Raw genomic sequence first — 13642 nt, 5'->3', positions numbered from 1 at the left:
ATCCCGTTCATCCCACCTCGGGGTTAGGAGACATGCCCTAGGCCAGGGTGTAACCATGCCCTCTCAGTACACGGCTTGAGTGGGTCTGTTTCGGCAGGTCTGACCCGTGGTCTCGTAGATATAGACGGCATTCAGACGCCGACCACACACCCCCGAAATCGAAGGTTCACCCATGTCCTCCCCCACGTCCTCCACTGTTCCGAAAGCCAAGCTGCCGCTCGTTGTGGTGCTCCTGGCAATCGGAACGTTCCTGATGAGCACCACCGAATTCGTCATCGCCGGCCTGCTGCCCAGCATCGCCACCGACCTCGATGTCAGCCTCTCCCAAGCCGGCCTGCTGATCACCGCCTTCGCGATCGGCATGATCGTCGGCGCCCCCACGATCTCCGTGGCAACGATGCGCCTACCCAAGCGGCTGACCCTGATCCTGTCCCTGATGCTCTTCGCCGCCGGCCACATCGTCGCCGCCCTCAGCGATGACTTCGCCGTGGTCCTGATCGCCCGCGTGATCACCGCCCTGGCCACCGGCGCGTTCCTGTCCATCGCAGCCGTCGTCGCGACCACCGCCGCGGGCCCCGCGAACGCCTCCCGCGCCATGGGCGTGATGATGAGCGGCATGGGCCTGGCCATCGTCGCCGGCGTCCCGCTGGGATCCTTCATCGGCCAGATCATCGGCTGGCGCGGTATCTTCTGGGCCCTGGCCATCCTCGCCGCCGTCGCGGCCGTCGTCATCGGCAAGTTCGCCCCCGCTGAGGAACAGCAGGACACCATCACCTTCCGCTCCCAGCTCGGCGTCATCCGCGAAGGCAAGCTCTGGCTCGTCCTGACCGCCACCGCGCTGATCTCCGGAGGGTTCCTCGCCGCCTACAGCTACATCTCCCCCCTGCTGACCGAACGCACCGGGATCTCCGAGGCCGCCGTGCCGCTGCTGCTCGTCGGATTCGGCATCGGCGCCCTCCTCGGCACCGTCGTCGCCGGTCGCACCGGTGACCGCAAGCCCCTGAGCACCTACTTCGCGATCGGCGGCGGCTCGGCCCTGGTCCTGCTGATGCTCATCCCCCTGTCCACCGTCGTCGTCCCGACCATCGTGCTCGTCATCCTGCTCGGCTTCACCGGCATGGGCGTCACCGCGATCGCGACCCCCATGGCCGTCCGCTTCGGACACGCCGGCCCGTCCCTGTCAGCAGCGCTGACCGTCTCGGCCTTCAACGTCGGAATCGCCGCCGCCACCTGGCTCGCCGGCCTCGCCCTCGACTCGTCCCTGGGCACCACAGGCCCTTCGATCGTCGGAGCGGCCATGGCCATCCTCGGCCTGATCCCCCTGGCCATCCTCGCCATCATGCGGGCCACCCGCACCACCGCTGCCCCCTCAACTCCGGCTGCAGCTCCTGCAACCACTGAGGCGCAGCGCGAGCACAACGCCCTGGTCTGACCGGGCCCGTCACACCACCCACCACACCACCACCGAACACACCGTGAAGGAAAGACACAGTCATGACTGAGAACTCCCCGAACACCACCGTGACCCTGAACAACGGCGTGCAGATACCCGCCCTGGGCCTGGGCGTCTACCAGAGCTCCCCGGAGGACACCCGGGCAGCCGTGGACACCGCGCTGCGCACCGGGTACCGGCTGATCGATACCGCCGCCGCGTACTTCAACGAACGCGAAGTCGGTGAAGGGATCCGCCAGTCCGGCGTCGACCGGTCCGAGATCTTCATCGAGACCAAGCTTTGGATCAGCGACTACGGCTACGACGAAGCCCTCAACGGGTTCGAGAAGAGCATCCGCAAGCTCGGCGTCGACCAGGTCGACCTGCTGCTACTGCACCAGCCCCTCGCCGCCGACTTCGAGAAGACCATCGCCGCGTACACGGCGATCGAGAAGCTCCTCAAGGATGGGCGTGTGCGCGCCATCGGTGTCTCCAACCAGACACCGACCGAGCTCGAGGAACTCATCTCCCGCACCGAGGTCGTACCAGCGGTGAACCAGATCCAGGTCCACCCGTACTACACCCAGCCCCAGTGGCGGGCAGCCAACGAACGCCACGGCATCCTCACCCAGTCCTGGTCACCTATCGGCGGTTCCTACATCTACGGGGACTCCGAGAAGAACCCCCTCGAGGACCCGATCATCACCGCCATCGCGGAGAAGTACTCCAAGACCCCGGCGCAGGTCATCATCCGCTGGCACCTCGAGCACGGATACTCCGCCATCCCGAAGTCCGTGAAGGACCACCGCATCATCGAGAACTTCGACGTCTTCGACTTCGCCCTCACCCCCGTCGAAATCACCGACATCGACGGCCTCGACACCGGTGTACGCGGCGGCCCCGACCCCGACAGCCTCACCCTCGAGAACTACGGCTTCCCCATCCCCGCCTGACCCACACCACACAAACCAGCACCACAAACCAGCCGTAAAGACAAGCATCACAGGCGAGTTCAGGCAGGGGTGCGGTTGGGGTGCAGGCGGGGACAACCCCGTCTCCCCCACCCGCACCCCTCAGCCCCTGCGCCTCCGCCTCAGTCCACTCTGGGTCCGGGCGGCGAGACTCCGGCACGCCCCAACATTCCTAGGTTTCTACTTTTCTACGTCTCTACATCTCTTCGTTCCGGGAGGACTCCCATGGCCCGCATCTTCATCACCGGCTCCACCGATGGGCTCGGCCTCGCCAACGCTCGAACACTCCTGGACGCCGGCCACGAGGTGCTCCTGCACGCCCGCACCGCCGACCGCGCTACCGCCCTCGAGGACCTCGCCGCGCAGGCCGTAGGGATCGTCGTCGGCGATCTCAGCAGCACGTCCGAGACCCGGGACCTGGCCGAACAGGTCAACGGGTACGGCCGGATGGATGCTGTCATCCACAACGCCGGCGTATACCTCTCACCCCAGCGCGTGGGAACCCGCGACGGCCACAGTCGGACGCTGGCCGTCAACGTCCTGGCCCCGTACCTCCTCACCGCCCTGATCGAGCGACCCGACCGTCTGATCTACGTCAGTAGCGGCATGCACCACGACGCCGCCGCCGACCTCGGCGACATCAACTGGACCAGGCGGCCTTGGAACGCGGGCCAGGCCTACTCGGAGAGCAAGCTCTAAGTCTCGGCGATCTCCGCCGCAGTCACCCGCCACTGGTCCGCCACGCTCTCCAACTCCGTCGATCCGGGGTGGGTACCCACCAAAATGGGCGGCCCGTACGCGCCGGACGACCTGGCGATGGGACACGACACCCAAAGTTGGCTGGCCGTCAGCGATGACCCTGCAGCCCTGGTCTCCGGCAGCTACTAGCACCACCGCAAGCAGCAGGCACCCCGGCCGGAAGTCACCGACCCCGACTTCCAGGACCGGCTCACCGCCACACTCGCCGAACTCACCGGCATCACCCTCTTCTGAAACACAACACCAACCCTGAAGGAACACATCATGCAGTTGGACGGGAAAATCGCCCTCGTGACCGGCGCCGGTACCGGCATCGGCCGCGGAACAGCGCACCGCCTGGCCGAGGAAGGCGCATTCGTGTACGTCACCGGACGAAACCTCGAGCCGCTCGAGAAAGTCGCCGCAGACATCGGTGAGCGCGCCCGCGCCGTCCGCGCGGACGTCACGAACAAGAACGACCTCGATCAGCTCGCTGACCTGATCCGCGACGAGCACGGCGGACTGGACGTCGTCTTCGCCAACGCCGGAGGCGGCCACCCCATCCCGCTGGAGAAGATCACCACCGAGGACTTCGACCGCCAGTTCGGCGTCAACGTCAAAGGGGTCCTCTTCACCGTCCAATCGATGCTTCCGATCCTCAGGGACGGCAGCTCGATCATCATCAACACCTCCATCACCGCCGACATGGGCCTGGCTGACTTCAGCCTCTACGCCGCCACGAAAGCAGCCGTGCGGTCCTTCACCAAGAGCTGGACCACGGACCTCAAACACCGGCGGATCCGCGTCAACGGTGTCAGCCCCGGCGTCGTCCCCACCGAGGCCTACACCACCGAACTCGGCATGACCGAGACCCAGGTCCAGGAGTACATCGACCGGGTAACACCCGAGGTCCCCGCCGGCCGCGTCGGCTCATCCGAAGACATCGGCGACGCCGTGGTGTTCCTCGCCTCCAACGCCAGCACCTACATCACAGGCGTAGACCTCGTCGTCGACGGCGGCATGACCGCCGTCTACGCAGGCAAAGCCTGACCCGCCACCCCGATGCACGGGCCCGCCTATTAGCGGGCCCGTGCATCGGGAAAGCCGGGGCACCCAGCACACCACGACAGGAAAAAACACCGTGCACACCCAGCACCGCCCCACACCCACCACCACCCCATCCAGCACGCCGTCCACCACAACGCTCGACCACGTCTCCGGGACCGCCATCGTCGTCGGCGCTTCCCTCAGTGGCCTCATGAGCGCCCTGACGCTCGCCAGGGCAGGCCTCAAAGTCACCATGATCGAACGGTCCACGGACACCGGCCGCACCGGTGCTGCCCTCCACGCCCCCGACGGCCTCCTTGAACGCATCACCGGCCTCGACGCCTCGCAGGTGCCGCAACCTCTGGCCCCGGGTATCCAGACGTGGTTCGCCGTCCATTCAGCGCTGCGCGCCGCAGTCGACACGAACCCCCTCATCGAGTTGCTGCAGAACACCACCGTCAGCAAAATCTCCCAGGACGCGCACGCCGCCTCCGTGGCCACCGCTGACGGGCAAACCATGTCAGCGGACATCGTGATCGGGGCCGACGGCCACCGCAGTACCGTGCGCCAACACATCTCCCCCGATCACCCCGATGCCGCGTTCGCCGGTTACGTCATCTGGATCGGAATCGCCGACGAATCGGCCATCGACCACCGCCGATGGCCAACAGATGTCGCCTTCCTCGGCGGCGGCGGCGACACCCTGCTCGGCTACCCGCTTCCAGGCGCTGATGGTTCCCTCGCTCCCGGGCACCGACGCCTTGGCTGGGCCTGGTACGACTCCAGCAGGAACGACCTGCTCAGATCCAGCGGAAGCGTCAAAGGCAGCGTCGTACGACACTCGCTGATGCCAGCCGGCATACCCAACACGACATACCGCGAGCTCGCCCGACAAGCACAGAACCTTTTCCCTGCACCCTGGAGCCAGGCCATCCTCGACAGCATCGAACGCAAAGCAGTGATCGGTACCCCCATCGCCGAATACGTCCCGACACGACTCGTACGGAGCCGTGCAGCGATCATCGGCGATGCTGCGCACGTTCCGACGCCCATGACCGGCAGCGGATTCTCGGAATCCCTCTACGACGCCGAGGCCCTCGCCGAAGCGATCACCGACCACGGCACCACACCCGCAGCCTTGCAGGCTTATGAGAACGCGCGTCTTCGCAGCGCCCGGAGCCTCGTCCAATCAGGACAAGGCTTCAGCCGCTCGTTCGCCAGACGATCCTGATGCGGACGTTGATCGGCCATATAACGCTGCGGAAACCACGCCACTTTCCACTGCGATCCACACGCAAGTAGGTCAAGTGGTTCAACACCGCCCCCGCCCTCAGTGTCGCGGTGGAGGACCGGCATACGGGCAGGCGCTGAACCTCCCCGCATAGGATTGACGCATGACTGCACCCGCCGCACTTTCCGGACGTGAGCCTCAGTCTCCTGAGGGTCAGGAGTTTGCGCGTCGATTCGCCGAGATTACGAACGGATGGAGAATTCCCGGTGCCGGACCTGACGCTTTCGACCTAGTTGGCGGACTGATCCCGTTGGTGATCGTTCTGCAGGTGCCCGGCGTCGTAGTGCCCCACAATCAGTGCACGCTCCAAATCGCTTACTGGCCTGATCGGGCTGGCGCTCCACTGGTAAGTGGAGAGTGGGGCGATGACCACCTGCTGGAGGGGCAAGGGCAAGACGAAGGTGATCTCCTGATCGGAGGTGTGGCGCTCTCGCCAACGGAGTGCGCGGAAAAGGCCGCAGCATGGATAGAGGATCAGCTTCATCGCCCACTGGTACGAGAGGACTGGACCAGAAAGGGCAAGGTAATCAAATCGAAGTGGATCCTCGATGATACGAAGACGGTCATTGTGTCTCACCACGAAATTTCCATGTCTATAGGATCACTGGAGCGCCGCACCACTCGCCTACGGTGAACGATCGGCCTACGCACGGACGGACGGACGTTGCCGGTGGCCATGCGTTTCAATGGGTGAATGATTCGACTTGCGCAGGTAGATGACGTCGAGGTGCTGTCCGACATCGAGCGAGCTGCCGATGCCGTGTTCCGTAATGAAGGAATGGAGACGGTTGCTGACGGCGAAACAATGCCGATTCCCGAACTACTTCGGTACCAACGTGAGGGCAGAGCATGGGTCGACACTGATGAAGTTGATCGCCCCCTTGCCTACCTCCTCCTAGATGTCATCGACGGCTCGGCACACATCGAGCAGGTCTCGGTACATCCATCCCATGCAGGCCGTGGCAAGGGCCGCCAGCTTATCGAGGTTGCGGCGGAATGGGCGAAGCAGCAGGGGTACGCGGTGCTGACGCTCACCACTTTCGCGGACGTTCCTTGGAACGCGCCCTACTACGCGCGCCTCGGTTTCGAAATCATCCCATCAGACCACATCACTCCTGGTCTGCAGGAAATACGACAACACGAAGCCTCTGCAGGGCTAGATGCTTGGCCCCGAGTCGTCATGAGCCGCCCACTTTGAGATCAGGTCGATCGCTTATGCGGCGACGGTGTTCCGCTGAGGATCGTTCAAGGAACGGCTGGGAGCCCGAATCTGGTCGCGCACTGCTTTCAGATGAGTGACAAACCCGATCGAGTGCGGCCGCGTCAGCCGAGCACGGCTGATCCGCTGGTAGCGATCTCCTCGAGGAGGCGAAAGCCCGGCCGATCCACCGCTCCGTGCCGCGCGGAAAGCACAGCCACACCCACGCCGGCCTCCCGGTCGATACCGATCCAGCTGCTGAATCCCCCAGTCGCACCGTTGTGCCACGTGATCGTCCGGCCGCGATACGGAACAGTGATCCACGCGACACCAATCCGGACCCCCGGGGAGAAATCCGCAACGGGCCTAAGCGCGGTGAGACCCGGAGCAGTGTGATCCAGAATCGACCGCAGGAGGCCACCTATGGTGCTGACGCTCGCCCGGATGCCGCCCGCGGGAGCCAGAGCCTCGCCGACCCACGGCTCGACGAGGCGGCCGAGCCGGGAGGCCCCCTGGAGGTCGGCATCGTCAAGGTCGTCCTGACGCGACGGCGTCGAATACCTGGGGCCAAGAACCTCATGGAGGAGGCGGCCATAACCGCGCCCGTCAGCACTCGCGGTCGCGTGCCCGAGAAGTTGAAAGCCGAGGTTCGAGTACCGGGGCCGCGGCGACCCTACACGTACGCCCCGCGTCTGCTCCACGAGCTCAGCGACGGTCTCGCCGTATGGATTCGCCCCGCGGATCGAGAACGCCAGACTGCGTCGCAGAACGGACATCCCGGGGGCCAGGCGTGGAAGGCCGGATCGGTGGACGGCCAATGAGCCGAGAGACACCGCGGCGATCGGCCCGAAGCCGTCAAGGGGAAGCACCTCCCCCAGTGTCGTCGTCGGTGAAACGACGCCGCGCTCCAGCGCGTCGGAGTACAGCAGGCCGGTGAGCGCCTTCGAGACTGACCCGATCTCGAATGTGGACTCCGCATCGGTCCCCGCAGTGGCAATGAGGACCCGCCGCGAAGAGGCGACCGCGATCGCCACCGGCCACGATGGTCGGAGTACCCGATTGGCCGCCCCGAGTAATTCCGCGTCCCCTGTCCATTCCCGTGCCTGCATGAGATCCTCCGCGTGAGCCAAACACAGTCGTTTAGGTCAGGAGCTTGTCAATACGAGTTGACGCTTCCTTTCGCTCAACCTAATGGACCAAACCCCCGCCGTCAACATTTATTGACGCTTTACGCTCGTGCGCCTTCTAAGTCCTCGATGCCGCTACGTCGCCGCTGGCTTTACTGCTTGCCGTACTTGCGGTGCACGGCCTGCTTCGTCACGCCCAGACACGCCGCTATTGCCTCCCACGACAGGCCGGCCTGACGCGCGCTGCGGACGAGACCCGCCTCGGTGCGCGCTACCTCGCCCCGGAGCTGGGCGACGGTCCGCAGCGCGTCAGCCGGCCCCTTGCCAGGGAGGGAATCGACGAGCCCATAGAGTTTCTCTGCGGTCATCCGTCAATGATAGTTGACCGATATCGCAAGCCGGCGATGAGTTCCACGGCAAAATCTGTTGCCCAGCGCGGAGCGCCGGTCGAGCGACGCGCGACCACTTTCCGCATGCGCAGCGATGTATTCGATGGATCTAAGGAATGGTTAGCCGGACGCTAAAGCAGCGCGAACAGCCGATGCGGCGGACAACGGGTGTGTAATCGGAAACAGGTGACCTCCTTGGTGGTGAATGACCGTGGCCCCGAGCCGTGCTGCAAGGAGGAGCTGATCTGTATATCGGGAGTCGTCTTCGGAAACTACGACTATCACTGGGGGTAGATCAGTACGTGCACCCACCAACGGCGTCGATCGCAGCCGGTTCGCAGCCGCCCTGAGAACCAGTGGCGGACCGGGCGGCCGCTCGGCACCGTAGCGGCGATAGGTCGCGTGCCGCAGGCGGCGGGCTGCCCATTCTCGTACGACCGGGATGCTCCCAACCAGCGAGAGCGACGTTCTGAGGAGCACAGTCCCGCGTCTGCAGCGTGGAACGCTGGGGGCGAGTAGAAACAGAGGCGCCTGCGAAGATGCGTTCGAGGCCAGGGCGTCCAGAGCACCGCGGGAGTGCGCTACAACAATTGACTGATCTAAACCACCCTTAGATCCAAGTTCAGTAACAAATTCTGCATAGTCAGTGCTCGGTAACGGGAAGCCTGGAAAGAGTCGAATAGGAAACCCCGGGCCTCCCTGCTGACCTGCATGCTGCGTCATCTGACCGACCGTACCGGATCGCATAGCAGCCAGATGAACTACACCTCCCCCGCGGCGGCCTGGCCGATGAACGGTCCCTCGCTTGCCAAAACGGTCATTCCTGCCGCTGCTAAGGAGCGAGTGAATGGGACGGCGTGCGTTTCACCCGCACTGAAATGCACGGAAGGGCATCGGCTTGCGCGCCATAGACGGGCAGTAAGGTGACTTCGACGGAAGGGTTGCCATGAGTTCTCTGCAGCACGAGGTAGATGGTCAAATCGCTGAGCCGCTGGCCACTTCACTGGATCGCACCGGCAACCTTGTCACGTCAATCGTCCCCCCTGGCTATGAGCGGTACCTGCGGATCCTCAACCCTGCCGAATTCGGTGATGGATCAATCGTCTCGTGGTCGGACATGGTTGGACGGAACGGTCTCGAACCGAGTCCTTGGATGCAATGGGACGAACTGAAAGCACACCTCGGCACCGCTCTGTCGCCCGACAACGCAGAACCCGGGATGGGTGACCCTCATCCGAGTCTCGTAACAGCACTGATCCGTGAGCTCCGGGTTAGCGAGGACCGCCACTACTTCGCGAGCTGGATCGGTTATGCCAAATCAAACAGCCAAGCGACCATCGAGTTCTCCCCCTCCGGACGAAAAATGGCGCTCTACTCGGGCATCCTTGTCGACGAGAGAGGGACTGCGGTTGTTCCCGTCACCGACGCTGGCCGGGTTCCCATGTACTGGTGGCCGAAAGATCTCCGGTGGTGCGTCGGTCAGGACCTATACGCACGAAGCCTCATCGTCGGCTGTGACCTCGCCACCGCCGGCAGGATACTTGCGGCCCCCGATCTGGACTCCTACCTCATCCGCGCATCAGACATGGTTCCTTCCGAGGACTTCTAAAGCTCACCTGCCAATGCCCGTAGCGGGATCCTCGAGCGGGTCACCGTTGGAAGATCGACCAGCGCTCCTGTCTAGTAGCCGTGATCGGCTCGCCCACTGTGATCCTTCGAGATCAGCGTGGGGCGGTACCGGCTCTCTGAGTTCGGACTCCTTGGCGAGGGCGGCTATGAGCTACCGGCCGGAATGTAGCGCTCCGCTCGTACACCGGAGGCGAACTCTGTGATTCCGACCAGTTGCAGATCCAGAGGTCCGCCGAGACCGTCGAAAAGCCTGGGTCCGTGGCCCACGAGTGTGGGGTACCTGACGAACTCGTACTCGTCGATGAGTCCTGCGTCGGCCAAAGCGAGGGGCAGCGTTACGCCCCCGACATACAGTCCTTCGCCCGGCCGCTCCTTCAGCGTCCTGATCGCCGCGACGGGGTCACCGGTCAGCGATTCGGTGTTCCAACCGTCCGGTTCACGCGTGCTCGAGACGAGGTACTTCTTGACCGCGTTGATCGACTCCTGAAACGGCTTCATCCATGGCGGTAAGTCCTCCGCCGTACGCCAGAATTCCATCAGCTCGTAGGTGGTGCGGCCAAGGATAATCGCGTCGGCACGAGCTATGGTTCGGGCTGCGTAATTATGGGACTGTTCGTCCGGGGTGCCGGCCATGTGGTCGACGCAGCCGTCGAGCGAGACGTTGATCGAATATCGCAGAGGCCGCATCGACTTAGGCTGGCACGGTTTCCACGACTGCGCCACAGGAAGAACCTGCCATCTTTCGGGTGTTCACGAAGGATCCGCTAGCGAACGTCACGCGCCGGTTTCAGGCAGGCTCGCCTAACGACCCCGCAGCCATCGGGGAATGCGGGATGGAGCGCGTCGTGGGACCGGTTGCAAGTGTCCGAGGAGACTCGGGAGATCATATTCCCGGCGCTTTCCGTCGGAGTCGGCGATGAGACGGATGCTGTCCCCCCAGGCCCAGAACACACCTGTTCCCAGCGGGTCGGAATGCATCGCATGGATGTCGCGGGTGAACGTCAGCATCAGCTCGAGATCCGCGGGAGTGGATTGATCGCTCAGGCGGTGGACGGCGAGCATGTTCGCCCCGGGCGCCGACATCAACAAGCCGAGCCGACCCGGGCGGAGTGCGCTGCGTCGGGCGAACTCGCCAGGATCGGATCACCAGGAGGAGAGGTAGGCCGGTCCGCCTTCGAAGGAGAACAGGGATCCGTTCTCGTGCTCAGCGGTCTCGGGGACCGGGGTCTGCTCCGCGCGGAGGTTTCCTATCGCCCTGTCCCACGCGACGTCAGGACCACCCCTGCTGGCGAACGCGGCGTCATCGACCAGGCCGGCGGAGTCGCCGAAGCTGATGACGGTCAGCGGCGAGAGATTACCGATGAACAGGCGATAGGACGGCGACGGATAGTCGTCCTCCGGGAAGGCCTCCGCCGGCCAAAGCCGCGGTAGCACGCGGGAGAGCATGTCATCACGTGTCAGGTCGTCCGGCGCTGGTCGATCGGAGAGAAGGGAGGAGACCAGATCCGCTACCATCTGTGGCCAGGCGGCTCTGTCGAGGACGGCGGCCCGCCGCGTGAACAGCATCAAAGCGAAGGTACGCTCGCCCGCCTCGAGATGATCGCCTCGATCGGTGTCTTGAACACCACGATCATTCAGGGTCCGGACTATCAGCGCTCTGAGAATGCGCCCCTCCCGTTCGGTCAACTCAGGAAAGTACGCATCTCGCGCGTCCCGGCTGAGCTTCGATGATTCTAAGTCCGTCCCCCTGTTCGGTTCGGCGTTGCGCAGGGCGCTCTGCACATCAAGGTCACCCTAGGGCTGAATAGACAATGTGTAGGTGAGAATGAGCTTGTGTCGTGTCGATAGGACACGTCGGCCAGCCGAATCAACCGTCTTCGGAATGCGGTCGGCGGCGATAGCCGCAAGCCGATCGTTCTGCGAACGGCGGTTACGGTGCCTCGGTGACGGGCGATTGCGTACCCCATCCAGCAAGAGCGAACAATTGTGCCGCGACCTCTGATGGATTGAGTTCGTCAGTATCGATGCGGTGGACGAAGGTAGGAGCCTCCTCATCGAGTCGTCTTCCCATGGCAGCACTGTGGTCAAGCAACCCGGCGTCGATTGCCTCGTGGTTGCGGCGTTCCAGCCGTGAGTGGGCGTGCCTGCCACTGCTGCGCAGCAGGACTGCTGTCACGATCGGGTCATCTCCCATGGCTGCAGCAAGATCCGCGGACATGAGTGCGGCCACGGTGTTCGTGTAGATGAGGCGGTGGTATCCAAGGGACCGGTACGCGGACCACATGGCGGCAAGGTTCTGCTCAGCGAGGTTCGCTGCGGGGAACGCCTCATGTGGGGCCGGGTGAGCGAGGTCGAGGTAATCGCCCTCGATGACCGCGTGCTGGATGTTCATATCGATGAGTTGTTCATGGAGGGCCAGCGCGGAAGTGGATTTGCCGACACCGGAGCGGCCGCTGATGAATAGGACGTGGGAGCGCATTGGGCCAACTGTGCTAGCCGGCAGGAGCTTCACGCAAGGGTGCCCGGTGGCAGATTGGCTCATGGCTGGGTGTCGGCGGCGGTGATTGCCTTATTGGTGAGGATGGGCATCAGTGCCAGCAGTGTCAGGGTCAGTATTCCCATGATGGCGAACATGGGTTGCAGGCCGAGCCCCTGGGCCAGCAGGCCGCCGGCTGCGGCTCCGAGCGGCATGGTGCCCCAGGCCAGCAGCCGGTAGACGCTGTTGACCCTCCCGAGCAGCCGGTTGGGTGTGATGCGTTGGCGCAGGGACACGGTGATGACATTCCACAGCACGACCAGCATCCCTCCGAGGAAGAAGACGGGTCCGAGGACGTAGGGGTTGTCGGTGAGGGCGGGCGCCCCGACAGTCAGGGCGACCCCGAGGATCGCCAGGGTCAGCGACGCCGCCCGGCCGAGCCTGGCCTCGACCCGTTCGGCGATGAACGAGCCGACCAGCGAACCCAGGGCCGAGGTCGTCAACAGGAGGCCGAAGCCCGTGGCGGTGAGCCCCATCGGTGAGGCCGGGCCGACGGCGAAGAGCACCAGGACCGCGAAGGCGGCGCTGGAGGCGAAGTTGAACACCCCGGTCATCACCGCGAGGGTGCGAAGGATCCTATGGCCCCGGAGGAAGCGCAGCCCTTCGCCGATGTCGAAGCGCAATGTCGTCGTGTGCTCGCGTTCGGTACGGAACGATCCCCGCACCAGCAGCAGGCCGCCGGCCGCGGCAAGCCATAGTGCCGCCGGCATGGCGAAGGCGGCAACGACGCCGAGGGCCACCAGCAGCCCGCCCAGCGGCGGCCCGATGAACTGGTTGGTGACGAGCTCGACACCGTACAACCGGCCGTTGGCGCGCGAGAGCTGATCCCGGCGCACGAGCTGGGGAATGATCGACTGGGCGGAGGTGTCATAGAGCGTTTCGGCCACACCCACCATCAGCGCGACAACGTACAGGGCCCAGAGGGACCCCCACTCGAGCACAATCGCGCCCACCAGCAGGGCCGGCAGTACGGCCCGGCCGAGGTTGGCCCACACCATGAGCCTGCGCCGGTCCGACCGGTCGGCCAGCGCCCCGGCGGTCAGGGCGAACAGAAGCCAGGGAAGCGTCGCTGCGACACTGAGCCCGGCAATCAGGACAGGCGACTGGGTGAGCTCGATGGCCAGCAGCGGCAGCGCGATCTTGAACACCCCGTCGGCGAGATTCGACAGCCCCGAGGACGCCCACAGCTTCCAATAGGAGGCGCCCAACGGCGCCCGCACCGTCTTATCCGCCTGTGCTGCCTGCGCTGCCTGCGTTGCCCGAGGAGTCATGCATGGACCCTTC

General features: G+C 64.5%; 14 protein-coding genes. 8 read left to right on the top strand and 6 right to left on the bottom strand.

The window, feature by feature from the left end; all coding sequences use genetic code 11:
- Positions 1 to 172: 172 nt before the first annotated feature.
- From ACSGDB_RS01520 to ACSGDB_RS01490, 7 genes are all read left to right on the top strand, one after another.
- Positions 173 to 1432 (top strand): MFS transporter, encoded by a 1260-nt coding sequence (locus ACSGDB_RS01520; RefSeq protein ID WP_434992281.1) that lies wholly within the window; start codon positions 173 to 175, stop codon positions 1430 to 1432.
- A gap of 62 nt (positions 1433 to 1494) precedes the next feature.
- Positions 1495 to 2385, top strand: a complete 891-nt coding sequence (locus ACSGDB_RS01515) for an aldo/keto reductase (RefSeq protein ID WP_434992280.1) — start codon at positions 1495 to 1497, stop codon at positions 2383 to 2385.
- Between the two features lie 243 nt (positions 2386 to 2628).
- Positions 2629 to 3102, top strand: a complete 474-nt coding sequence (locus tag ACSGDB_RS01510; RefSeq protein ID WP_434992277.1) for an SDR family NAD(P)-dependent oxidoreductase — start codon at positions 2629 to 2631, stop codon at positions 3100 to 3102.
- A 324-nt stretch (positions 3103 to 3426) separates the two neighbouring features.
- Positions 3427 to 4191: an SDR family NAD(P)-dependent oxidoreductase gene (locus ACSGDB_RS01505; protein ID WP_434992274.1), complete on the top strand. Its 765-nt coding sequence runs from the start codon at positions 3427 to 3429 to the stop codon at positions 4189 to 4191.
- A gap of 40 nt (positions 4192 to 4231) precedes the next feature.
- Entirely contained in the window at positions 4232 to 5419 is a 1188-nt protein-coding gene (locus ACSGDB_RS01500) for an FAD-dependent monooxygenase (RefSeq protein ID WP_434992271.1), read from the top strand.
- Positions 5420 to 5582: 163 nt separating this feature from the next.
- Positions 5583 to 6113 carry a hypothetical protein gene (locus ACSGDB_RS01495; protein WP_434992270.1) on the top strand — a complete coding sequence of 177 codons (531 nt, stop codon included), beginning with the start codon at positions 5583 to 5585 and terminating at the stop codon, positions 6111 to 6113.
- Positions 6114 to 6173: 60 nt separating this feature from the next.
- Positions 6174 to 6677 (top strand): GNAT family N-acetyltransferase, encoded by a 504-nt coding sequence (locus ACSGDB_RS01490; RefSeq protein WP_434992269.1) that lies wholly within the window; start codon positions 6174 to 6176, stop codon positions 6675 to 6677.
- A gap of 125 nt (positions 6678 to 6802) precedes the next feature.
- On the opposite strand, the gene ACSGDB_RS01485 is transcribed toward ACSGDB_RS01490, so the two are convergent.
- A complete protein-coding gene (locus ACSGDB_RS01485; protein WP_434992266.1) occupies positions 6803 to 7711 on the bottom strand; it encodes a serine hydrolase domain-containing protein in 909 nt (302 codons plus the stop codon).
- A gap of 245 nt (positions 7712 to 7956) precedes the next feature.
- The gene (locus ACSGDB_RS01480; protein ID WP_434992265.1) at positions 7957 to 8172 is read right to left on the bottom strand and encodes an AsnC family protein; all 216 of its coding nucleotides are present in this window, start codon (positions 8170 to 8172) and stop codon (positions 7957 to 7959) included.
- Between the two features lie 967 nt (positions 8173 to 9139).
- Between ACSGDB_RS01480 and ACSGDB_RS01475 the strand changes: the two genes are divergently transcribed.
- Positions 9140 to 9802 (top strand): hypothetical protein, encoded by a 663-nt coding sequence (locus ACSGDB_RS01475; protein ID WP_434992263.1) that lies wholly within the window; start codon positions 9140 to 9142, stop codon positions 9800 to 9802.
- Positions 9803 to 9966: 164 nt separating this feature from the next.
- On the opposite strand, the gene ACSGDB_RS01470 is transcribed toward ACSGDB_RS01475, so the two are convergent.
- The 4 genes from ACSGDB_RS01470 to ACSGDB_RS01455 form a co-directional block, all read right to left on the bottom strand.
- Positions 9967 to 10545 carry a dihydrofolate reductase family protein gene (locus ACSGDB_RS01470; RefSeq protein WP_434992262.1) on the bottom strand — a complete coding sequence of 193 codons (579 nt, stop codon included), beginning with the start codon at positions 10543 to 10545 and terminating at the stop codon, positions 9967 to 9969.
- Between the two features lie 420 nt (positions 10546 to 10965).
- Positions 10966 to 11604: a hypothetical protein gene (locus tag ACSGDB_RS01465; RefSeq protein ID WP_434992260.1), complete on the bottom strand. Its 639-nt coding sequence runs from the start codon at positions 11602 to 11604 to the stop codon at positions 10966 to 10968.
- A gap of 148 nt (positions 11605 to 11752) precedes the next feature.
- Positions 11753 to 12301, bottom strand: coding sequence for an adenylyl-sulfate kinase (locus ACSGDB_RS01460; RefSeq protein ID WP_434992258.1), 549 nt, complete (start codon positions 12299 to 12301; stop codon positions 11753 to 11755).
- A gap of 59 nt (positions 12302 to 12360) precedes the next feature.
- Complete coding sequence (locus tag ACSGDB_RS01455; protein WP_434992255.1) at positions 12361 to 13629, bottom strand: MFS transporter; 1269 nt, start codon at positions 13627 to 13629, stop codon at positions 12361 to 12363.
- Positions 13630 to 13642: the final 13 nt, after the last annotated feature.

Source organism: Arthrobacter sp. Ld5, assembly GCF_051172775.1.
Taxonomy (GTDB): Bacteria; Actinomycetota; Actinomycetes; order Actinomycetales; family Micrococcaceae; genus Arthrobacter_D.
The sequence above is the reverse complement of the archived record's forward strand: the minus strand, read 5'-3'. Positions and strand labels throughout refer to the sequence as shown.

What these genes read in the sequence shown, in the direction of transcription:
- ACSGDB_RS01455 (WP_434992255.1), bottom strand. Translation starts at nt 13,629, where the DNA reads ATGACTCCTCGGGCAACGCAGGCAGCGCAGGCAGCACAGGCGGATAAG.
- ACSGDB_RS01520 (WP_434992281.1), top strand. Translation starts at nt 173, where the DNA reads ATGTCCTCCCCCACGTCCTCCACTGTTCCGAAAGCCAAGCTGCCGCTC.
- ACSGDB_RS01460 (WP_434992258.1), bottom strand. Translation starts at nt 12,301, where the DNA reads ATGCGCTCCCACGTCCTATTCATCAGCGGCCGCTCCGGTGTCGGCAAA.
- ACSGDB_RS01510 (WP_434992277.1), top strand. Translation starts at nt 2,629, where the DNA reads ATGGCCCGCATCTTCATCACCGGCTCCACCGATGGGCTCGGCCTCGCC.
- ACSGDB_RS01505 (WP_434992274.1), top strand. Translation starts at nt 3,427, where the DNA reads ATGCAGTTGGACGGGAAAATCGCCCTCGTGACCGGCGCCGGTACCGGC.
- ACSGDB_RS01475 (WP_434992263.1), top strand. Translation starts at nt 9,140, where the DNA reads ATGAGTTCTCTGCAGCACGAGGTAGATGGTCAAATCGCTGAGCCGCTG.
- ACSGDB_RS01495 (WP_434992270.1), top strand. Translation starts at nt 5,583, where the DNA reads ATGACTGCACCCGCCGCACTTTCCGGACGTGAGCCTCAGTCTCCTGAG.
- ACSGDB_RS01515 (WP_434992280.1), top strand. Translation starts at nt 1,495, where the DNA reads ATGACTGAGAACTCCCCGAACACCACCGTGACCCTGAACAACGGCGTG.
- ACSGDB_RS01490 (WP_434992269.1), top strand. Translation starts at nt 6,174, where the DNA reads ATGATTCGACTTGCGCAGGTAGATGACGTCGAGGTGCTGTCCGACATC.
- ACSGDB_RS01480 (WP_434992265.1), bottom strand. Translation starts at nt 8,172, where the DNA reads ATGACCGCAGAGAAACTCTATGGGCTCGTCGATTCCCTCCCTGGCAAG.